The sequence below is a fragment of the Bacillus cereus group sp. MYBK245-2 genome, from assembly GCF_051916145.1.
GTDB lineage: Bacteria > Bacillota > Bacilli > Bacillales > Bacillaceae_G > Bacillus_A > Bacillus_A pacificus.
In genome coordinates this window covers 87,641-107,329 of sequence record NZ_JBQAGB010000002.1, presented here as the reverse complement: position 1 = coordinate 107,329, position 19,689 = coordinate 87,641, and the positions used below count along the sequence as shown (strand labels likewise).

The following is a 19,689-nucleotide window of genomic DNA, read 5'->3' as shown; positions in this document are numbered from 1 at the left end:
ACCCAAAAAAATAAAAAGCGACAGAAGTACAATTGTACTTCTGTCGCTTTTCTTTAAAGTAAGTCAGGTATAGCTTCCACTTCATGTTTTCGAACACGCCCCATTAATGAGCCTACTGCATCTTTTACATTATTCCCATTGAATAAGACGTCATATAAAGCAGCTGTAATCGGCATTTCCACTTCCATTTTCTCTGCCAATTCATGCGCAGCTTTCGTTGTTCTTACACCTTCCACAACCATACCCATGCTTTCTAACACTTCTTCTAAAGAGTGTCCTTTTCCAAGCAAATTCCCAGCACGCCAATTTCGGCTATGGACACTTGTACAAGTTACAATTAAGTCCCCCATACCAGTTAGACCAGCAAACGTTAACGGATTTCCACCCATTTTTCTTCCTAAACGAGCAATCTCCGTTAAACCACGCGTCATTAATGCCGCTTTCGCATTATCACCTAATCCAAGACCATCAGTTATCCCAGCAGCTAATGCGATAATATTTTTTAACGCACCACCAAGTTCAACTCCAACGATATCTGGATTTGTGTATACACGGAAATAACTATTCATAAACAAATCTTGTACTTCCTCAGCCGCTTCCATACGCTTTGCTGCAGACGTAACAGTTGTCGCCTGACGTAACCCAACTTCTTCCGCATGACTCGGTCCAGATAGTACAACAACATCTTTAATTAAGTCCTCTGGAATTTCTTCCTCAATCACTTCCGAAATACGTTTTGACGTACCAGGTTCAATTCCTTTACTTGCATGAATCCAAGTAGTCGGACCCGCTACATATTTCTTCATATCTTGTAGTACTTCTCTATACGCTTTCGTTGGTACTACAAGCAGTACTACATTTACATCTACTAATGCTTCTTCTAAAGAAGAGTAGGCTACGATTGTGCTTGGCAATGTAATTCCCGGAAGATATCGACTATTCTCATGTTTTGTATTAATCTCATCCATAAGTTCAGAACGATTTCCCCAAATACGTACATCATGCCCATTGTCAGCTAATACCATCGCTAACGCTGTTCCCCAGCTACCTGCTCCAACTACTGTGATTTTTGTCATAAAATCACATCCTCTCCATTAGTCTCTTGCTCTAGCGATAATGTGAATCGGCGTTCCCACAAAGCCAAATGATTCACGTAAACGATTCTTTAAGAAACGCTCATATGAGAAATGCAATAGTTCTGGATCGTTTACAAACACAACAAATGTTGGTGGTTTTACCGCAACTTGTGTTGCATAGAAAATCTTCAGACGACTACCGTTATGCGTTGGCGTTGGATTCATCGCTACCGCATCCATAATTACATCATTTAATACATTCGTTTGAATACGGATACTATGACTTTCATTTACCTCATCGATAACCGGTATTAGCGTTTGTGTACGTTTTCTCGTTTTCGCAGATAAGAACACAATCGGTGCGTAATCTAAAAATTGGAAATGAGAACGGATGTTTTCTTCAAATGCTTTCATTGTTTTCTCGTCTTTTTTCACTGCGTCCCATTTGTTTACAACGATAACGACAGCTCGCCCTGAATCATGAGCGTATCCAGCGATTTTTTTATCTTGTTCAATAATTCCTTCTTCACCGTCTAAAACGACTAAAACAACGTCAGAACGTTCAATCGCTCTTAGTGCACGAAGTACACTATACTTTTCTGTACTTTCATACACTTTCCCTTTTTTACGCATACCAGCTGTATCGATAATTACATAATCTTTCCCATCTTTACTATATGGTGTATCGACCGCATCACGAGTTGTTCCTGCTACATTACTAACAATTACACGTTCTTGACCAAGAAGAGCATTTACAAGTGATGATTTCCCTACGTTTGGACGGCCAATTAAAGAGAAACGAATTGTATCTTCATCATATCCGTCTTCTTCAATCTTTGGAAAATGCTGTGCAGCTTCGTCTAATAAGTCACCTAATCCTAATCCGTGTGTACCCGAAATTGGGAATGGCTCACCAAATCCTAATGCATAGAAATCATAAATATCACTGCGCATTTCCGGATTGTCCACTTTATTTACTGCAAGTACAACCGGTTTATTTGAACGATATAATATTTTCGCAACTTCTTCATCAGCTGCTGTTACACCGTCACGACCATTTGTCATAAAAATGATAACATCCGCTTCATCAATTGCTACTTCAGCTTGTTGACGAATTTGTGTCAAAAATGGCTCGTCTCCAATATCAATTCCACCTGTATCAATAATGTTAAATTCATGATTTAACCATTCTCCAGCGCTATAAATACGATCGCGCGTTACACCTGGAATATCTTCTACGATTGAAACTCTCTCTCCAACAATTCTATTGAAAATAGTAGATTTCCCTACGTTCGGGCGGCCTACTATTGCTATTACTGGTTTCGGCATATACTTTCATCCTTTCAACTTGCTTCTGTTTATTATGTAAAAAACCCTTCTTTGTGCAAGAAGGGATTTGCATTCCAGAATATTTCTCAACGTATCAAAACACCTCACATTATAACACACGTTGCTAATGTTTCACAATAATATATACATTCTCTTGTAAGCGATGCGCAATGCCATCTAGAATTGCCTCTAAATTATTTGCAACAAATTCTAATTCCTCTTTAGATTCACAAGTAAACAGAGGAGCACCACCAGCAAATTTCTCCGGGGTCGTTGTAATAACTGCAAGAATTACACTTTCTAACATCATCTCTTATCTCCCCTTCCTTTCGGGGCTTCCGATGACATATGAACAGCACTTTCTAACGTCGGCACGTTCCCTATGACACCTATCGCTTTCTCCGCATCTTGATCTTGTGGCAAGACAAAGATTCCAACCCTGCCATCCTCTAAATCACGCTTTGCTAACGGTACAAGTGCCGGCGTACCAGAATCTCTATAAATCCCTAAAGCAACAGAAACATCATGTAAAATAGCTTGTCGTTGTCCTAAGTTAGAGATTGTCACCATCGCATCAATTGATTTCGGTCTTAAAATAAAACCCATTCCATACTTCATAATTTCCTCTTGTCTTGCTGGCAATCCAATATTCATAATGTAAATATTATCAATATACAGCCCCGCTCCTTCAAAACGAAGTGGAACATGCTCGATATCAACAAGATCATGCAACCTCTTACCAGACATTAATTTTTTCGCGATAAAAAATGCGATGATAGCCATAACTACTCCAGCAATCCATGAACGGAACCCTATATAAGCAAACGTCGTTACAAACGACGTTAACATCGCCAAATAGTTGCGACTTTCAAAAACTAATGCAATTCCTTCAATATATGTATTCCCACGCGGTACAAGCTCATAACCATCTAATTGTTGCAATGTATTTCTTTCCATATTACGCACATCACGAAACTGTGTTGCTGCTAACGTAAGAAACGTAATGGCAGAAAAATCTTTTTTCAATATAGACGGAATCGCAATCGCTCCTAAAGCTGCCGCAATTAACCCCATCGCAATATGAATAATTTTCCCGTGGAGCCTCGTCGGATATTGCCGCGTATCTGTCCGGAGCATAAGCACTCTCGTTACTGTCCCTGCTATTACGCCGCATAAAATGGCCGGTGTATATTCAATCATGTATTACCCTCGCCTTTCTTTTACGTGTTTTCCTCTTAAACTGTTCCATGTGTACTGATACTTTCGCAATCCAAAATAAAATTGCCATGAATAATGTAGAAACAGCGACGATATCAAAAAACGCTAAACTACCGTAATCGTAAGGAAAATGCAGTTTCCGAAAAATAATTGTCACAAACAACTCTCCCTGCAACATTCCTATATAAAGAGAACATAGTCGTAATATGCGATCCTCATGTAATAAAACGGATGCATATACAAGAGCACTACTTAACAAAAACAACCTGTCCACCACAATCCAAATTGGATCATATACTTCTAACAAATGAAAACTTGTATATAACATTGCAATAATAAGTGCCGAAAGTAAGCTATATAATTTTTTCCAAATAGAATAGAGCGTGATTCCTATAAAAGCTATACCAGAAAGTAAAATTGCATTTACTGATACCGTGAATGAAGCAATCGTTACATGTAACGGAGAACAAATAATAAAAATCAATATACAAGCGCTTATCTTCCACCGAATAGAGTCCTTTTTCATAAAAAATGTTACGACAATCCACCCTATCCAAGCTACAAAATAAAAAGTACTCCCTTCCATCATTTCACCTCCTATGTTTTCCATTATGGGAACTTTTTATGAAAGTTAATCCACTTTCTTCGCGCATAGTTTTTTCATATAACAGCAACACTTTTAATAAGGAGGTGCTATTCATTATGGGTAAAGATCGTCAAGAACGAAAACTAAGAGAATCTCGCCGCGTTGAATCTGACCGTGACCAATCACTACAATATCCGGGTGCAACTGGACTTGATACACCTGAGCAAGCTCGAAAACAGAATCAGCACTAATGAATACAAAAAGACGGTTTCGATATTGTACGAAACCGTCTTTTACATATTTCTTCATAATTTCTATTCATATTGAAATAACATTTCACATACAAATTTTTCTAAACTTTATTTTTATCCATACCTATTTTTCTTAGCAAAATTAAGCCTTCTGCAATAATTCAATGGCACATTATCTACATTTTTCAGTCGCAAATTTTACAAGATACTGTTTATATATAGGAATTATTTCATTTTTCTAGAATATCAATTCTATCCCTCACTTTATATTACTAAAATGAATAGAAAACAAAAAAATCAACCAAACGGTTGATTTTTTATCTCCTACTATAATGCGTCGTATCAATACCACGCTGCGTTAACCAATGATACGTTTCGCCCTTTACAACAAGAGGTACAGATTGTAACTCTTCTATCGTCTTCGCGCCAAGAGCTGTCATAATAAATTTCAAATCTGTATGTAGAAGATCAATTTCATCCACTAACTTCTCGATGCCATCTTGCATTAAAATGCGTAAAAAGTATCCAGCAAAAGCAGTTGTATTCGCCCCTAATGCGATTGCTTTCGCTACGTCAAGCGCTGTTTGTATACCCCCAGATGCAATAAAAGAGAGGTTATTATTTGTAGAGGTTGCTTCAATAATCGAGGTTGCTGTTTGTATGCCCCAGTTATTAAAATAAGAAAGCATTCGCTGTCTTCTTTCATTTTCAACAGCAGCAAAATTCGTACCACCTTGTCCGCCAATATCAATTGCCGTTACACCTATGCTCGCTAACTGTTGCATTGTTTCCTTACTCATTCCAAATCCAACTTCTTTCACAATGACAGGAACTTTACTATTTAAAACAATTTTCTCAACACGCTGAAGCACACCAGTAAAGTCACGGTCTCCTTCTGGCATCGTTAACTCTTGTATGACATTTAAATGAATTTGTAATGCGTTCGCTTCAATCATATCAACGGCACGCTCTGCCTGCTCAGTAGTTGCCTCACTACCTAAATTAGCAAAGAAAACCCCATGTGGATTTACCTTTCTAATTATCTTATAAGAAGCAGCCTCACTTTCATCTTTTAACGCAGCCATTTGCGATCCTACAGCCATAGCAAGATTATGATGTTTCGCTACATATGCTAATTGCTCATTAATATGTAACGTTTTCTCTCCTCCACCACCAGTCATCGCATTGATAAAAATCGGCGAACTTAGTGAAAGTTCGCCGATTTTTGTTTCACATGTTATTGTGTCATAATTTGAATTTGGCAAGCTTTGATGCACAAAATCAATATCATGAAAGCCATGCGTACGAGACTGACCAGTAGAAAGAGCGTATTCAATATGATCTAATTTACGTTTTGCCCTTACCACTTGTACCCCTCTTTATTTCTTTAATTTTTTCAGTTGTTCACCAATAATGTCACTTAATTGGAAAGTAGCAGAATCAGCATTCGGTTCATACTGACTATAATCTTCAGTTACATTATTTTCCTCAAGCGCTTCTTTTATACTTAAAGAAATACGTTTCTCTGCTACATGAACTTCAAGTACTTTCACTTTTACTTCTTGTCCCATTTCCAATACTTCATTTGGATTTTTCACGTGACGATTTGCAATTTGAGATACATGCACAAGACCTTCGACGCCAGGTAAAATTTCAACGAATGCACCAAATGTAACAAGACGTTTTACTATTCCCTCACGAATATCACCAGCTTTTACTTCACCAGCAATATTTTCCCAAGGTCCTGGTTGAGCTGCTTTAATTGATAAAGAAATACGTTGTGTATCAGCATCAACAGATAATACCTTTACTTTTACCTTTTGACCTTGCTCTAATACTTCAGAAGGTTGCTCTACACGTTCGTGTGAAATTTGTGAAATATGAACTAAACCGTCCACACCGCCAACATTAACGAAAGCACCAAAATCCGTTAGTCGTTGTACTGTCCCTTCAACAACGTCGCCTTCTTTTAATGAAGAAATTGCTTCTTTCTTCTTAGAATCTAGTTCTAATTCTACTACCGCTTTATGCGAAAGGATCACACGATTTTTTTCACGGTCCAATTCAACAATTTTCACGGCTAATGTTTTGCCTTTATAGTCAGTAAAATCTTCTACATAATGTACTTCTACAAGTGAAGCTGGTATAAAGCCACGAACACCAAGGTCCACAACTAATCCACCATTCACGATATCTTTTACGGTAACATCAAATACGTGACCAGAAGTAAATTTCTCTTGTAATTCTACCCATGCTTTTTCTGCATCAACAGCACGTTTAGATAAGACAAGATCATTTTCTTCTAATTTAATAATCTTTAATTCTAGTATTTGATCTAATTCTACAACATCGCTTGCTTTTTCAATATGAACGTTAGCTAATTCACTAATTGGAATTACGCCATCTGTTTTGTATCCAACATTTACAAGCACTTGTTTCTCTTCAACTTTCGTTACAGAACCTGTAACAACGTCACCAACTTGTAATTCTTTTGAATCCATAACTTCTTCATTCATTTTCTCTACCATGGAAATACCTCCCTACAGAATTGACAAAGCATTTTTTATGTATATACGAAATGAAAACAATTGTTTTCATTTGCATGTTTAAGAATTTATCATCACATACGTAAGCTTCATACATTTCACTAGAAAATATATTAAACCTATATAAATAGTATACAGCAAAATCATGTTGAAGAAAGTATGTTTTGAAATATAATAGCGAATATATTCTGACAGTTTTATTCCTCTTTAACTAACTTCTTATAAATCCGGTCATTTGTCAAGGAAAGAGACTCACAATTCACGTATCCTTTACATTTTTATATAAACAAAAAAGAAAGAGGCTACCCCCTTTCTTTATTTCGCAAACACTCCCGAAACAATACCCATAATTTTTTGGACAACTTCTTCAATTGATAAAGAAGTTGTATCTAATTCCAATGCATCATCAGCTTTTTTTAGAGGAGAAACTTCGCGTTCTGAATCTAATTTATCACGCTGAGCAATTTCTTCTTTTAACTGCTCTAAATTAGAATCGAAACCTTTATTCATATTTTCTAAATGTCTTCTCTCTGCTCTTTCTTCAACAGAAGCAAGCATAAAGATCTTTACTTCAGCATCTGGTAACACATGTGTACCAATATCACGACCATCCATTACAACGCCGCCTTTTTCTGCTAACTCTTGTTGACGACGTACCATTTCTTCACGAACAAGGCGATGTTTTGCCACAATCGATACTCGATTCGTCACCTCAGGTGTACGAATGACTTCCGAAACATCTTGTCCATTTAAAAATACAAGTTGTGTATTTTCTCCTTGCTGAAACTCAATTTTCACATTTTTTACAACTTCCATTAACTGCTCTTCATTTTCAATGTCCACTTTTTGCTCAAGGGCTGCATATGTAATTGTACGATACATTGCGCCTGTATCAATATAAACGTAAGAAAGCTTCTTCGCCACAACTTTCGCAACTGTACTTTTTCCAGCCGCTGCTGGACCATCTATAGCAATTGAAATTCGTTTATCCATTGTAACACCTCATTTTTTCACTTATAAAACAAAACGAAAAGCAGGTATTCTCCTGCTTCTTCTCATTTGCTTCACGTCATTAAATCCTCAATTATTGTAGCATAATCCTTCATAGAAGAAAATGAAAACTACCTATTCACCCGTAAGATTTCTGCTTTGTTTTTTACCATGACACCTTCATAATAAACAATTTTAGATAAATATTTCACTGATGACTTATGTATAAATAACAATTGCACAACAGAAAGACAAATGAATTGTATTATTAATATACGAATAAGCATTCTCTCCATCTTTTTCAACGTAACGGCTCCCTCCTATACTGTATTTGCACATTTCGTTTCGTAATTTTATACATCGTACATATAGCATTTCATTTTATTGTCATTTTCGAGGCATACTTTTATACATTTCCATTGTCGAATTTACTCAAAACATGTTATGTTCTAAATGTATTTTTTTACTTGAAAGGGGTATAAGCATTGAAAAAAATCCTAGTTTTACACACAGGTGGAACAATTGCAATGGAGGAAGATAAAGAAACTGGGGTCGTACAACCAGGTGAAAAAAATCCTCTTTTAAAATTCATTCCGGATTTAGAAGGCGATGTTGATTTAATCGTTGAAGATGTGTTTCATCTACCATCTCCTCATATGACACCGAGCGAAATGTTACAATTACAAGTCATCATTGATGAAAGAGTAAAACAAGACAACATTCATGGCGTAGTCATTACGCATGGTACGGATACATTAGAAGAAACGGCCTATTTCTTAGATTTAACAGTACAAGCAACTATTCCGATCGTTGTAACAGGCGCAATGCGCTCTAGCAATGAATTAGGTGCTGATGGTCTATATAACTTCTTATCAGCTGTAAAAGTCGCTAGCAGTAGTGAAGCTGCCGAAAAAGGCGTTTTAGTCGTATTAAACGACGAAATTCATTGCGCTACAAACGTAACGAAAACACATACAAGTAATGTAGCAACATTCCAAAGTCCACAGTATGGACCAATCGGTATGGTAACAAAACGTGGTGTTGTATTCCACCATGCTTTAGTACATCACGAAACATATTCAGTAAATAAGGTTTCTAAAAATGTAGTCGTTCTAAAAGCGTACGCTGGTATGGACGATACATTGTTAGCAGCAATTGAAAATCTTCCGGTAGACGGGATTGTTATTGAAGCGCTTGGACAAGGTAATTTACCTCCAAGAACACTTCCTAGTCTAGAACGACTAATAAATAAAGGAATTCCTGTCGTATTAGTTTCTCGCTGTTTCAATGGCATCGTTCAAGATGTATATTCATATGAAGGTGGCGGCAAACAATTAAAAGATATGGGTATTGTATTCACATACGGTTTAAACGCTCAAAAAGCACGTATTAAATTATTAGTTGCATTAGAGAATACAACTTCTCATGAAGCAATCCAAAACATGTTTATGCACGATTAAAAAGGAAGCTGTCGAAGTTTATTTCGACAGCTTCTTTTTATATTTCTCTTGTTGCAATGGTTTGCGCAATCGCATCCCCATGAAATCGACCGTTCTCAATAAATATTTCATTTGCATTATTTCCAGCAGCAATTACACCTGCAATGAAAATATTTTCAGCGTTCGTTTCCATCGTATCCTGTGCATAAATTGGACGTCCTGTCTCTTCATCAATCCGAACACCCATCTTTGTTAAGAAACTATGATCAGGGTGGTAACCAGTCATCGCAAATACAAAATCATTTTGGATTGTATATGCTTCGCCATCAACTGTATACGTTAATGTATGTTCAGTAATTTCTTTCACATGAGCCCCGAAATGCATGTCAATTGTACCATTTCGGACTAACGCCTCAAACTCTGGCAAAATCCACGGCTTTATACTTGGTGAATACTCACTTCCGCGATATAAAACCGTTACACGTGCACCAGCTTTCACAAGCTCTAAAGCGGCATCTACACTCGAGTTTTTCCCACCTATAACGACTACATCTCGATCAAAATAAGGATGTCCTTCTTTAAAATAGTGAGCTACCTTCTTCAATTCCTCACCTGGAACATTCATATAATTTGGATTGTCATAATATCCAGTTGCTACTACAATATATTTCGCTATATATATTTCTCTACTTCCGTCACGCTTTGTCGTCTCAACCTGAAAAGCTTCTCCATCTTTTTGAACGTTCTCCACTCGTTCAAAAGCATTTACACGTACAGATTTACGTTTTACTACTTCGCGATAATACGCAAGCGCTTGATTTCGAACAGGCTTACGATTTTCTGTAATAAAAGCTACATCACCAATTTCTAATTTTTCACTAGAGGAGAAAAATGTTTGATGAGTTGGATAATTATAAATCGCATTTACAATGTTTCCTTTTTCAATTACTAACGGATTTATCCCTACCTTTTGCAACGAAATTGCTGCTGCTAATCCGCACGGACCGCCTCCAATTATAATAGCTGTTTCTTTCTGCATACTCGGTTCACTCCTAGTCTTCTACCAATACACTATTTATAAAAACAAGAAAAAACCTACTTACAGCAGTAGGCACCTATCTTTATTGTATTCATTTTTCATATATTTGTCATCTAAACGAAACGTACATCCGATAGACATCTGCTAAAAACTGCTGAAATTTAATACCTTGTTTCCCTAATACATTTTCAGGATCAATCTTTCTAGCTGGGTCAAGTGTTTTATGTGATACGATATCTTTTTTCGGATTCAAGCCGAAGTTTTGACATAAATACGCATGATACCACGTAAAACGGGTATATGCTTCCCAAAAGTTAACATCACCGCCATAACAAAGCTCCACTCCAATGGCAGCCTTATTGGCATCATATCCATATAAGTCATTATCTGTCGGCACACCATATCGAACATGGTAGGCAACTTCATTTATAGGAATAATTTCTAATATCGTTTTGTCATCTATAAATGTATGTGCCGAAGCTTTCGGCTGTATTTCATTAAAATAATCCCGATTCCCAATCGCATTGCTACCAGGATTCCCCGTATCATGACTTACAATAAACCTTACTTTAGAAAGAGGAATACCCGGTCGTGAACTTCCATATCCAATATAGTTACGCTCTATAGGAAACATCGCCATTACTACCAACTCCCGCTTCAGAAGATTACCTTACTTCTTTATATATGTATTCGGTAGCAATGTCCTTATAGCATATTTCTTACGCGAAGAGAAAATCGAAAATATTTGATGTGAACACCATAAATAATAAAATACTTACAGCAACTCCATAAAAACCGTAAAACCAAACACAATCTTCTTTCGTATCTAAACCGAAAAATTTATTTACTGATTGTAATAATGTGCCGCGCTTACTTTGTTTGTTTCTTAATACTTCCACTCGTTCTACAACATCTGCTGGCATCATAAATCTTTGGTCTACTGTCATTTTCATCATTTATCTCTCCTTAAAATCATTTCCGTTTTGTTTATCTAAGGAGAGTATAGCACGTTTGTTCGTGTAGAACAAGCGTTCTTTTTGTTTTTATTTTATTTTTCAACAAACCAATTAATAATTACCAATATAAAAGCGATAATCGGCCCTACTACAACCGCACCAAATATTAAAAATAATAATCCTTCTCCGAACACCCGAGCGGTACTTGCTTTTCGATCTTGCTTCGTTTTTACGAGTTCTCCCTCTAACCTCTTAACCTTTTCTTCTAATTGTTCTACTCGTTCCATCATTTCATCTCCCATTTACAACACCTCACTCTAATACTTCAACAAAAAAACGTGATTCCCTCGAAAGGAATCACGTTTTCTCACAATATAATATTATACCCAACCTCTGAAGCGACTTGCTTCAGCCATTTTACGAACACCGACCATATACGCTGCTAAGCGCATGTTCACTTTACGAACTTGTGCTGTTTCATAAATAGAATCAAATGATCTTACCATTACTTTTTCTAAACGTTGTTCTACTTCTTCTTCAGTCCAGTAGTAACCTTGGTTATTTTGTACCCACTCAAAGTAAGATACTGTTACCCCACCAGCACTCGCTAATACGTCTGGAACAAGTAAAATTCCGCGATCTGTTAAAATTTTAGTTGCTTCTAATGTTGTTGGACCATTTGCAGCTTCAACAACAATTTTTGCTTTAATATCATTAGCATTTTCTTCTGTAATTTGATTCTCAATTGCAGCTGGAACTAAAATGTCACAATCAAGTTCTAACAATTCTTTGTTTGAAATTGTATTATTAAATAGTTTTGTTACTGTACCGAAGCTATCACGACGGTCTAATAAATAATCAATATCTAATCCATTTGGATCATGCAATGCGCCGTAAGCATCTGAGATTGCAATAACTTTTGCACCTGCATCATGCATAAATTTAGCTAAGAAGCTACCAGCATTACCGAATCCTTGAACAACAACGCGCGCACCTTTAATATCAATGTCGCGTTTTTTTGCAGCTTCGCGAATACAAATTGTAACACCTTTCGCTGTTGCTGTTTCACGTCCATGTGATCCACCTAATACAAGTGGCTTACCTGTAATAAATCCTGGCGAGTTAAATTCATCAATACGGCTATACTCATCCATCATCCATGCCATAATTTGAGAGTTTGTGAATACATCTGGAGCTGGAATATCTTTCGTCGGCCCTACGATTTGACTAATTGCTCGTACATAACCACGGCTTAATCTTTCTAACTCACGGAATGACATTTCACGTGGGTCACAGATAATTCCACCTTTACCTCCGCCATATGGTAAGTCGACAATACCACATTTTAAACTCATCCAAATTGAAAGTGCTTTCACTTCATTTTCTGTTACATTCGGATGGAAGCGAATTCCACCTTTCGTTGGACCAACAGCATCATTATGTTGTGCACGATATCCTGTAAATATTTTAACAGTCCCGTCATCCATACGAACTGGTATTTTCACTGTCATCATACGAACTGGTTCTTTTAATAATTCATATACTTCGTTTGGATAACCCAATTTTTCTAACGCTTCACTGATAACAATTTGTGTTGAATTCAATAGTTCAAAATGTTGTTCCCTTTGTTGTTGTGTTTTTGTTTGAGTTCCCTTTTCGGCTACCATAGTAAGTAAACCCCCTGTAATTTCACTTGTTTAGTAAACCTTCATTGCCTAGTATACACCGTTAAATTTGGAATGCAATAGAAAACGCTAACAAATATATACAAAGTATTTTCTGTTGCAAGCGTTTTCACTATCATTATAGTCCTTTTATTACTTTTAGAAAAGTAAAATACTTAAATATTTAAATATTTTTTATTTTATTCATGTACAGCACTTTGAAAAGATACATTTAAGTACAATAAAAAAAACAAAACCTTAGGTTATATTAGCTAAGGTTTTGTTTTTTCACAAAGTAATTGTGTATTTGTTCAATTGCTTGAGAAGCCATTAATTCTTTACCATACTCCATTAGACGATAAATAGTTGCTGTAGACGGATTACCATATTCCGCTAAAATAGCTATAAAATCTGCCTTCAGTAATTGAATTTGCTCCTCTTCTTCCATCCAAAGATAGAAACGCCCATCCCACGTATATAATTTTCCGCCAGTTACATCAAGGTTATATAAACGATTCGACAGGTTAATTACGTCATCTAGTGTAGCAAATTCATAAAGGATATGCTCGCTTTCATCTAGAGTCACTTGCATTTCAATAAACTCGTCACGGAACTCATCATCTGTATCCGCTTCTTGATGTTCTTTCGTTACAATTACGACCATTCCTTGCGCTTGTAGAGAAAATACTTCAACTGCAATCGGACCATCCGCTTCAAATCCTAATTCTTTATTTGCTTCTTGCATCATATCACGAAATAATTGCTGTACTTTCGGTGCATTTCTCCACAAATCTTCTTTCGTTAATCCTCTTTCAGATAAATCATCAAATGTTAAGAAAATTTTTATCTTATTGTAATTTAATCGTTCCAGCCTCATATCATACCCTCCCTACGCAACCAATGAATATAATTTTTATTATATGAAATAGAAAATAGATGGTTCTTTTCGAACAACTATTCTAACATGTTTAACCAATCATCCCATTCTTCTTTCGTATCACCAATTAGGCTTGTTTGAATGTTCAACTGATCTCGAGCACCTATTTCTCCTATAATCCCAACAGAAAGGTTCTCATTTTTTTCTTGCAAAAAACCCACATAGCTCATTACATTCTTCCGTTCTCGTCCGTCATCAAAAGAGATTACTACATATTTAGGTCTTATTTGCTCAACAGCTAACGAAATACTATCTTCCGCTACGCTTGCCCGAATATATATCACATCATATCCTTTTAATCGTAAATACGTTGAGAAAACAAACCCTTTCAACATATTACTTTCTAACACGACAACTTTGTGTATAGAAGAAAACGATGATGCATTATGATATACCATCCCTAGACGCGTTTGTAAAAATGATACGACATATTGGAATTGCACCATTGTAACTTCATTGTTATTTTTTAACGTTAACAATTTATTTGACACTTGAAGAACAATACTTGCTATAACTTTTTCTGTTGCATAAATACTAAAAGCCTCGTTTAACAATGCAGAAGTTGTAATTTCATCAAATTTTAACAAAGCTTGTAGTATATCGTCCACTAAAACAACTTCTCTACCGTAATGTATTTCATTTTGAACATTATTCTGCAAACGATTCCCTTCTAATAATTGAACTGCTTGTCCAATCATCATGCCGGAAGAAACCTTGTCCATTAACCATTTTAAAATTTGAATATGCTCTTCTGTATATAATCGATGCCCCGCATGATTCCGCTTTGGGGCAATCATTTGATATCGTCTTTCCCATGCACGAAGCGTACTTGGTTGAATTCCAATTATATTCGAAACAGCTTTTATATTATATTTTCCGTTTAGAGTTGGCATCATTTCCCTCCGCATAACGTAATAATATGTGTTTGAGCAGGTGCTCGGAAGCGAAGTGGAACCAACGTTGTTCCATACCCATTACTAACAAAAAGAGTCATATTTGAATGCTTATATACGCCACCTTTTAAATATTTTTTAGATGGGAATAATCGAATCTGTCCTCCATGTGTATGTCCACTTAACACAAGTGAAATTTGTTCTTTTCCAGACATTTTATTTATTATATCAGGGTTGTGGCTAATTAATATGCGAAAACCATCTTCCTTACAATCAGCCAACGCTAAATCTAAACGATCACGTTTCAAACCAACATCATCTACACCGAGCAAACAAATTTTCTCTCCTAATTCAGACTCAAATACAACTCTTGTATTATCTAAAACTTTCACATTATTTTCTAATAATAAAGCATCCAATTCATGATATTCAATCTCATAATCATTATTTCCCCATACAAAATATACAGGAGCTATCGCTCTTAACTTTTGTATATTTGCAGAGATTTTCGATAAAGGGACACCTTTTTCCGCTAAATCACCACCAATAATTACAAGATCTACTTTTCTTTTTACTTGTTCAATTAACGAATTCGAAATGCCCCTTCTATGAATATCTGATATAAAGAATATATTTACTTTTTGAAAACTTTTCGGAAATTCTTCAAATATTAAAGTATGTTCTAGCACCGTATTACGCGTTGCTTCCGTATACATTACAAGAAGAAATATAATACCAATACAAACGAGAGTACTTAATAAGATAATCCATATCATATATTTTTTACTCCCTTCCTCATAAAGATAATTCCCAGTTTTTATAGTAAGTATTTTACTAACTCTCTCGCTTCGTGGACTTATCTTTTATCGGAATTTTTAATTCTTGACCTACATTCACTTCATCTTTTTGTAAATCATTATACTTTTTAATCACTTCGATCCCAGTTTCATCTGAAAAATATTGCTTTGCTATACTTTCTAAGGTTTCTCCCTCTTTCACCGTATGTGTGACAACTTTCTCAGATGATGCCTCGGACTGAGATTTAGCTGAATCAAAGAAAATGACCTCAAATGCACTTTTTCCAGCGTTATTACCATCACTTTTCACCTGAATATATTTATCCGTATACCATAAAATACTAATTGGTAGTAATATGAATAGAAATGTTAAAACTCGGACGAAAATATGATTCATTTTAAACTTTTGTTTTTTCTCTTTATTTCTATGAATTTCACTACGCGGCGGTAAACCTTCTTTTTCTTCCACTCGCTCAACTTCTAATTCCTCTTCAAAATCAGGAATTCGTCTTCTCATGTTGTTCACCACCACCTTCCATTTATTTTCTTAATTGGAGCCCCATTATAAAATCAACAAGAAAGTGTGCAAAGATTGTTATAAACAAATTTCCTGTCCATTCAAATACATAGCCAAAAACAAAACTAATGAAACAGACGAAACAAAACAAAAATGGCTTTTTTATATACCGAATATGTAATACTGCAAATACGAAACTCGCTATTACAATTCCAAAGTGCGTCTGCACTACACCTCTAAATAAAAATTCTTCTGCAAAGCCGATAATGAATGTAATAACAAGTAGATGCATAACTGACATCCCTTGAAACATCCTATCATTAATACCACCATCATCAAACCAAGACTCTGGAAATACTCGCATTGCAACATAATCTAATAACACAATACCAATCGCTAACAAGCCACCTATTATAAGTATAGACACCGGTTCCCATTTCCACAGACTATACACCGACTTTATATCTCGGAATAGTATATATGCTAGTAAACAACCGATACCGATAATAATGAACTGTGTGATATACAGATTCAACCTTATTTCTTTCGGACTCATATCTTCAATATTATGCCTTTGAATGTTCATCATTCCCCCATCTTTTCTAGACCGAAAAGCTTTTGTAACTCTGTTTCCCAATTATAGTCGAAATCCGATTGTTGCGCTTGTCTTTTTTTATAATCTGTTTTTGTAATATGACAATAGTCGCAGCAATTCTTTAACTCGCCCTCTTTTCTGTAACCGAACTGTCGCAGCAAATATTCACGTCTACATTCTTTCACTTGTATCCATGATTTCATGTTTTCTAGCTCACTATATTTATTACGTAGCCTGATTTCTACTTCAGCTATTAATCTTGTCATAATTTCATCTGACAAGCTCTCTAATATTAATTTTCTCTGTTGTATGATTCCAAGCTTTTCAAGATGATAGCGGACGAAACGCCAATATTGTTCATTAAATCTTGCTGCATTATAACAAATTTCTTCTACCTCTTCTATTGGTAATTCTTTTGTTTGAAACATTCTTTCCTGCAGTAAAGAAAATAAAAATTGTATTTGTGACTGGCTTGGCAATTCATCTTCAATGATTGAAATTGGTAAATCGTGATCTAACGGACTGCATAGTAAAATAGCTATACTAGGTTCACCATCTCTTCCAGCTCTTCCGATTTCTTGTAAATAAGAAGCTATATTAGTCGGATAGTGGAAATGAATAATATATCTCGTATTTGATTTATTTACTCCCATACCAAAAGCACTTGTACATATTACAAGCTGCAACTGGTCATTCATAAACTGCTGTTGAATTAACATGCGCTCTTCATGTTCCATACCACCATGATAGAAAGCGACACCAGTAACGCCTTTTCCCCTTAAATATTCCGTTAAACGTTCTGTCCATGCTCTGCTTGAACAATATACAATCCCCGGCCCTTGTAAATACATCACCTGTTCCAAAAGCGCCTCTTTCTTCTCTTCTATCGTCTCCACAAATTGTACTTCCATTGCTATATTTGGACGATCAATAGAATACACATGCTGCGTCACATTCTCCAAATTCAAACTCTCTGCTATATCTCGGAGTACATCTTTCGTCGCTGTTGCAGTTAATGCTAGCACCGTAGGAGACCCGATATTTTCAATAACTACATTTAGTTTTTTATAATCTGGTCTAAAATCATAACCCCATTGCGAAATACAATGAGCTTCATCCACAACAAATAATGAAATATGAACTTTCTTCAATTCTCTTATTAACAATTCCGACTGCAACATCTCAGGTGAAACAAAAATAAATTTATAGGAAGCTAACCTTTTCATTGCTTCTCTTTTTTCATGCAATGTCCGAAAACTATTAAATGCTATCACTCGGTTTTTCACAACATATTTTAATTGTGTAACCTGATCTTCCATCAAAGATAATAATGGTGATACAACAAGTACTGTCCCTTCTTGCATGAGCCCTGGAAGTTGATAGCACATAGACTTCCCTCTTCCGGTCGGAAGCATCGCTATAACATCTTTTCCTTCCAATAAATCTGTAATTACCCCTTTTTGACCTGGACGAAATTCAGAATATCCAAACCACCTATATAAATATTCCTCAAGTTTCATTTATACCCTCCATCCGCGCCAATACAAGACGAACTTCAAAATAAGAGATACCCTCTCCAACAGCTTGTTTCAACTCACGCAACTTACGTGTTTGTAATGCATCAATTACTTCTGTTACTTTATCTATTTTGTCTTTTTCCATAAACATCTCGATAGAAAAATCTCTTTCACGCAAAGCAATTTCAACAAAATGATCTTCTATCGTTGCAACCTTTAGATTTCTAATTGTCGCTATTTCTTCTAATGAGCGCCCTTGTCTCCAAAAATTATATGTTTTTTTCGTTGATAAACTAAATAATTCAGCTCTCTCATTTGGATAAGAGATAATCTCAGCTAATAACGGAAATTCATTTTCTTTATCGCGAACTTCTTGTATAAGGAAATGAATTGTACCCCAAAATAAGAAATATACCCTGAAAATATCTCGTTTCGTAATTTCCGCTAACTGCTGCAATGTACAACCGATACGTTCATATCCTGTTAATCTATATGTTACAATCGTTGCTTCTATCACATCACATTTCCCTAAAAGATTATGTATTTCTTTCCATAATCTTTTCGCCAATTCACTTCGCCTATACGGCATACCTGTTAAAAATCGCTTCACCCACACCATTATTTCTGTATCTTGTTGAATAGGAATAAACTTCGTATTATTCTGTTGTAAATTAGATACAGTTTGAATAATTAAAGATAATCTTTTCCAAAACGTTTCACCTAATTCACCATAGTGCAAACCATGCAAATGGGCTGGAAAAGCATACCCTTCCTCCCATGTATGTAACTGCATTTTACCTTTAGGTGTTAACAAATATGTATTTTCATGTATTTCTTGAATCAAATCTGCTTGCAACAACTTTGCAACTTCACGATCATATTCATTTCTATTTAACGATTTATATATTCCAAACAAAAAAGAAATTCGGAACATATTTCCATCTTGTAACGTTTGCGAAGAACGTTTTCCCTTTAATAAATAATAAATAGAAGAAACGGTTCTTTCACCATTCAATTGTTTTAAACAATACAATACAGTATATTGTAGTTGCATTACCGCTTCCACCTTTCAATCTAACTTAATTACTTTTGATATGATTGCGCCATCTACCGTTACTCATTAAACTTATCATATGGGCAATATATACCTGTATATATTATATTGTACCAAACGAAATAACATTTACGTATTTTGAAAATCTTATGACATAATGCAAAAATTAGTTGACACTCTAATTGATAAGGATTATCATTATAATTTTATGTTGAAAAGTTTTAAAAACCGTTTTACAATAAGGTTATAATTTTTATGGCGAGCTTTTCACATACATATTATCAG

23 protein-coding genes are annotated in these 19,689 nt (G+C 35.6%); 2 read left to right on the top strand and 21 right to left on the bottom strand.

The features are described from left to right. Positions 1 to 53: 53 nt before the first annotated feature. From ACTFRN_RS05335 to ACTFRN_RS05315, 5 genes are all read right to left on the bottom strand, one after another. Positions 54 to 1,076: an NAD(P)H-dependent glycerol-3-phosphate dehydrogenase gene (locus ACTFRN_RS05335; protein ID WP_000161775.1), complete on the bottom strand. Its 1,023-nt coding sequence runs from the start codon at positions 1,074 to 1,076 to the stop codon at positions 54 to 56. A gap of 18 nt (positions 1,077 to 1,094) precedes the next feature. Further along, complete coding sequence (der, locus tag ACTFRN_RS05330; RefSeq protein WP_088106569.1) at positions 1,095 to 2,405, bottom strand: ribosome biogenesis GTPase Der; 1,311 nt, start codon at positions 2,403 to 2,405, stop codon at positions 1,095 to 1,097. A gap of 124 nt (positions 2,406 to 2,529) precedes the next feature. Continuing rightward, positions 2,530 to 2,715 carry a capping complex subunit for YIEGIA gene (locus ACTFRN_RS05325; RefSeq protein WP_000979051.1) on the bottom strand — a complete coding sequence of 62 codons (186 nt, stop codon included), beginning with the start codon at positions 2,713 to 2,715 and terminating at the stop codon, positions 2,530 to 2,532. Then, entirely contained in the window at positions 2,712 to 3,605 is an 894-nt protein-coding gene (locus tag ACTFRN_RS05320; protein WP_000575281.1) for a YIEGIA family protein, read from the bottom strand. The genes ACTFRN_RS05325 and ACTFRN_RS05320 overlap by 4 nt, the downstream gene beginning before the upstream one ends. Beyond that, the gene (locus ACTFRN_RS05315; RefSeq protein WP_014893177.1) at positions 3,598 to 4,209 is read right to left on the bottom strand and encodes a YphA family membrane protein; all 612 of its coding nucleotides are present in this window, start codon (positions 4,207 to 4,209) and stop codon (positions 3,598 to 3,600) included. Before ACTFRN_RS05315 ends, ACTFRN_RS05320 begins: the two co-directional genes overlap by 8 nt. Positions 4,210 to 4,325: 116 nt before the next feature. Between ACTFRN_RS05315 and ACTFRN_RS05310 the strand changes: the two genes are divergently transcribed. Next, positions 4,326 to 4,460 (top strand): YpzI family protein, encoded by a 135-nt coding sequence (locus ACTFRN_RS05310; RefSeq protein WP_000513900.1) that lies wholly within the window; start codon positions 4,326 to 4,328, stop codon positions 4,458 to 4,460. A gap of 317 nt (positions 4,461 to 4,777) precedes the next feature. Here the strand turns inward: ACTFRN_RS05310 and ACTFRN_RS05305 are convergent, their stop codons facing one another. The 4 genes from ACTFRN_RS05305 to ACTFRN_RS05290 all read right to left on the bottom strand — a co-directional run bounded on the left by ACTFRN_RS05305 (position 4,778) and on the right by ACTFRN_RS05290 (position 8,301). Then, on the bottom strand, positions 4,778 to 5,827 hold the full coding sequence (locus ACTFRN_RS05305) for a type 2 isopentenyl-diphosphate Delta-isomerase (protein ID WP_000251030.1): 1,050 nt from the start codon (positions 5,825 to 5,827) through the stop codon (positions 4,778 to 4,780). Positions 5,828 to 5,839: 12 nt separating this feature from the next. Beyond that, a complete protein-coding gene (gene rpsA, locus ACTFRN_RS05300) occupies positions 5,840 to 6,988 on the bottom strand; it encodes a 30S ribosomal protein S1 (protein WP_000229551.1) in 1,149 nt (382 codons plus the stop codon). 333 nt (positions 6,989 to 7,321) lie between these two features. Further along, positions 7,322 to 7,999: a (d)CMP kinase gene (gene cmk, locus ACTFRN_RS05295; RefSeq protein ID WP_000361264.1), complete on the bottom strand. Its 678-nt coding sequence runs from the start codon at positions 7,997 to 7,999 to the stop codon at positions 7,322 to 7,324. Positions 8,000 to 8,127: 128 nt separating this feature from the next. Next, on the bottom strand, positions 8,128 to 8,301 hold the full coding sequence (locus ACTFRN_RS05290) for a YpfB family protein (RefSeq protein WP_014893178.1): 174 nt from the start codon (positions 8,299 to 8,301) through the stop codon (positions 8,128 to 8,130). 180 nt (positions 8,302 to 8,481) lie between these two features. On the opposite strand from ACTFRN_RS05290, the gene ansA reads away from it, so the two are divergent. After that, a complete protein-coding gene (gene ansA, locus ACTFRN_RS05285) occupies positions 8,482 to 9,456 on the top strand; it encodes an asparaginase (protein WP_000723054.1) in 975 nt (324 codons plus the stop codon). Between the two features lie 37 nt (positions 9,457 to 9,493). On the opposite strand, the gene ACTFRN_RS05280 is transcribed toward ansA, so the two are convergent. The 12 genes from ACTFRN_RS05280 to ACTFRN_RS05225 all read right to left on the bottom strand — a co-directional run bounded on the left by ACTFRN_RS05280 (position 9,494) and on the right by ACTFRN_RS05225 (position 19,404). Further along, positions 9,494 to 10,474 carry a YpdA family putative bacillithiol disulfide reductase gene (locus ACTFRN_RS05280; RefSeq protein WP_014893179.1) on the bottom strand — a complete coding sequence of 327 codons (981 nt, stop codon included), beginning with the start codon at positions 10,472 to 10,474 and terminating at the stop codon, positions 9,494 to 9,496. A 109-nt stretch (positions 10,475 to 10,583) separates the two neighbouring features. Continuing rightward, positions 10,584 to 11,114, bottom strand: coding sequence for a peptidoglycan recognition protein family protein (locus ACTFRN_RS05275; protein ID WP_001240643.1), 531 nt, complete (start codon positions 11,112 to 11,114; stop codon positions 10,584 to 10,586). A gap of 79 nt (positions 11,115 to 11,193) precedes the next feature. Continuing rightward, positions 11,194 to 11,430 carry a DUF3961 domain-containing protein gene (locus tag ACTFRN_RS05270; RefSeq protein WP_001983018.1) on the bottom strand — a complete coding sequence of 79 codons (237 nt, stop codon included), beginning with the start codon at positions 11,428 to 11,430 and terminating at the stop codon, positions 11,194 to 11,196. A 92-nt stretch (positions 11,431 to 11,522) separates the two neighbouring features. Continuing rightward, entirely contained in the window at positions 11,523 to 11,732 is a 210-nt protein-coding gene (locus ACTFRN_RS05265; RefSeq protein ID WP_014893180.1) for a hypothetical protein, read from the bottom strand. 78 nt (positions 11,733 to 11,810) lie between these two features. Then, positions 11,811 to 13,097 (bottom strand): NAD-specific glutamate dehydrogenase, encoded by a 1,287-nt coding sequence (gene gudB, locus ACTFRN_RS05260; RefSeq protein WP_000225176.1) that lies wholly within the window; start codon positions 13,095 to 13,097, stop codon positions 11,811 to 11,813. A gap of 265 nt (positions 13,098 to 13,362) precedes the next feature. Next, positions 13,363 to 13,971, bottom strand: coding sequence for a genetic competence negative regulator (locus tag ACTFRN_RS05255; RefSeq protein WP_001235392.1), 609 nt, complete (start codon positions 13,969 to 13,971; stop codon positions 13,363 to 13,365). 77 nt (positions 13,972 to 14,048) lie between these two features. Further along, positions 14,049 to 14,924, bottom strand: coding sequence for a MerR family transcriptional regulator (locus tag ACTFRN_RS05250; protein WP_140383354.1), 876 nt, complete (start codon positions 14,922 to 14,924; stop codon positions 14,049 to 14,051). Next, positions 14,924 to 15,700, bottom strand: a complete 777-nt coding sequence (locus ACTFRN_RS05245; protein ID WP_000637813.1) for a metallophosphoesterase — start codon at positions 15,698 to 15,700, stop codon at positions 14,924 to 14,926. The genes ACTFRN_RS05250 and ACTFRN_RS05245 overlap by 1 nt, the downstream gene beginning before the upstream one ends. A 58-nt stretch (positions 15,701 to 15,758) precedes the next feature. Then, positions 15,759 to 16,238, bottom strand: a complete 480-nt coding sequence (locus ACTFRN_RS05240; protein WP_001254344.1) for a LysM peptidoglycan-binding domain-containing protein — start codon at positions 16,236 to 16,238, stop codon at positions 15,759 to 15,761. A 22-nt stretch (positions 16,239 to 16,260) separates the two neighbouring features. Beyond that, positions 16,261 to 16,824: a CPBP family intramembrane glutamic endopeptidase gene (locus tag ACTFRN_RS05235; protein ID WP_001025765.1), complete on the bottom strand. Its 564-nt coding sequence runs from the start codon at positions 16,822 to 16,824 to the stop codon at positions 16,261 to 16,263. After that, positions 16,824 to 18,353: a RecQ family ATP-dependent DNA helicase gene (locus tag ACTFRN_RS05230; protein WP_000762989.1), complete on the bottom strand. Its 1,530-nt coding sequence runs from the start codon at positions 18,351 to 18,353 to the stop codon at positions 16,824 to 16,826. The genes ACTFRN_RS05235 and ACTFRN_RS05230 overlap by 1 nt, the downstream gene beginning before the upstream one ends. Next, on the bottom strand, positions 18,343 to 19,404 hold the full coding sequence (locus ACTFRN_RS05225; RefSeq protein ID WP_014893181.1) for a helix-turn-helix domain-containing protein: 1,062 nt from the start codon (positions 19,402 to 19,404) through the stop codon (positions 18,343 to 18,345). Before ACTFRN_RS05225 ends, ACTFRN_RS05230 begins: the two co-directional genes overlap by 11 nt. Positions 19,405 to 19,689 lie beyond the last annotated feature (285 nt).

Bases quoted from the DNA above. Each gene is read 5' to 3' on its own strand.
- ACTFRN_RS05335 (WP_000161775.1), bottom strand. From the start codon at position 1,076: ATGACAAAAATCACAGTAGTTGGAGCAGGTAGCTGGGGAACAGCGTTA.
- der (WP_088106569.1), bottom strand. From the start codon at position 2,405: ATGCCGAAACCAGTAATAGCAATAGTAGGCCGCCCGAACGTAGGGAAA.
- ACTFRN_RS05325 (WP_000979051.1), bottom strand. From the start codon at position 2,715: ATGATGTTAGAAAGTGTAATTCTTGCAGTTATTACAACGACCCCGGAG.
- ACTFRN_RS05320 (WP_000575281.1), bottom strand. From the start codon at position 3,605: ATGATTGAATATACACCGGCCATTTTATGCGGCGTAATAGCAGGGACA.
- ACTFRN_RS05315 (WP_014893177.1), bottom strand. From the start codon at position 4,209: ATGGAAGGGAGTACTTTTTATTTTGTAGCTTGGATAGGGTGGATTGTC.
- ACTFRN_RS05310 (WP_000513900.1), top strand. From the start codon at position 4,326: ATGGGTAAAGATCGTCAAGAACGAAAACTAAGAGAATCTCGCCGCGTT.
- rpsA (WP_000229551.1), bottom strand. From the start codon at position 6,988: ATGGTAGAGAAAATGAATGAAGAAGTTATGGATTCAAAAGAATTACAA.
- cmk (WP_000361264.1), bottom strand. From the start codon at position 7,999: ATGGATAAACGAATTTCAATTGCTATAGATGGTCCAGCAGCGGCTGGA.
- ACTFRN_RS05280 (WP_014893179.1), bottom strand. From the start codon at position 10,474: ATGCAGAAAGAAACAGCTATTATAATTGGAGGCGGTCCGTGCGGATTA.
- ACTFRN_RS05275 (WP_001240643.1), bottom strand. From the start codon at position 11,114: ATGGCGATGTTTCCTATAGAGCGTAACTATATTGGATATGGAAGTTCA.
- ACTFRN_RS05270 (WP_001983018.1), bottom strand. From the start codon at position 11,430: ATGATGAAAATGACAGTAGACCAAAGATTTATGATGCCAGCAGATGTT.
- ACTFRN_RS05265 (WP_014893180.1), bottom strand. From the start codon at position 11,732: ATGGGAGATGAAATGATGGAACGAGTAGAACAATTAGAAGAAAAGGTT.
- gudB (WP_000225176.1), bottom strand. From the start codon at position 13,097: ATGGTAGCCGAAAAGGGAACTCAAACAAAAACACAACAACAAAGGGAA.
- ACTFRN_RS05255 (WP_001235392.1), bottom strand. From the start codon at position 13,971: ATGAGGCTGGAACGATTAAATTACAATAAGATAAAAATTTTCTTAACA.
- ACTFRN_RS05250 (WP_140383354.1), bottom strand. From the start codon at position 14,924: ATGCCAACTCTAAACGGAAAATATAATATAAAAGCTGTTTCGAATATA.
- ACTFRN_RS05245 (WP_000637813.1), bottom strand. From the start codon at position 15,700: ATGATATGGATTATCTTATTAAGTACTCTCGTTTGTATTGGTATTATA.
- ACTFRN_RS05240 (WP_001254344.1), bottom strand. From the start codon at position 16,238: ATGAGAAGACGAATTCCTGATTTTGAAGAGGAATTAGAAGTTGAGCGA.
- ACTFRN_RS05235 (WP_001025765.1), bottom strand. From the start codon at position 16,824: ATGAACATTCAAAGGCATAATATTGAAGATATGAGTCCGAAAGAAATA.
- ACTFRN_RS05230 (WP_000762989.1), bottom strand. From the start codon at position 18,353: ATGAAACTTGAGGAATATTTATATAGGTGGTTTGGATATTCTGAATTT.
- ACTFRN_RS05225 (WP_014893181.1), bottom strand. From the start codon at position 19,404: ATGCAACTACAATATACTGTATTGTATTGTTTAAAACAATTGAATGGT.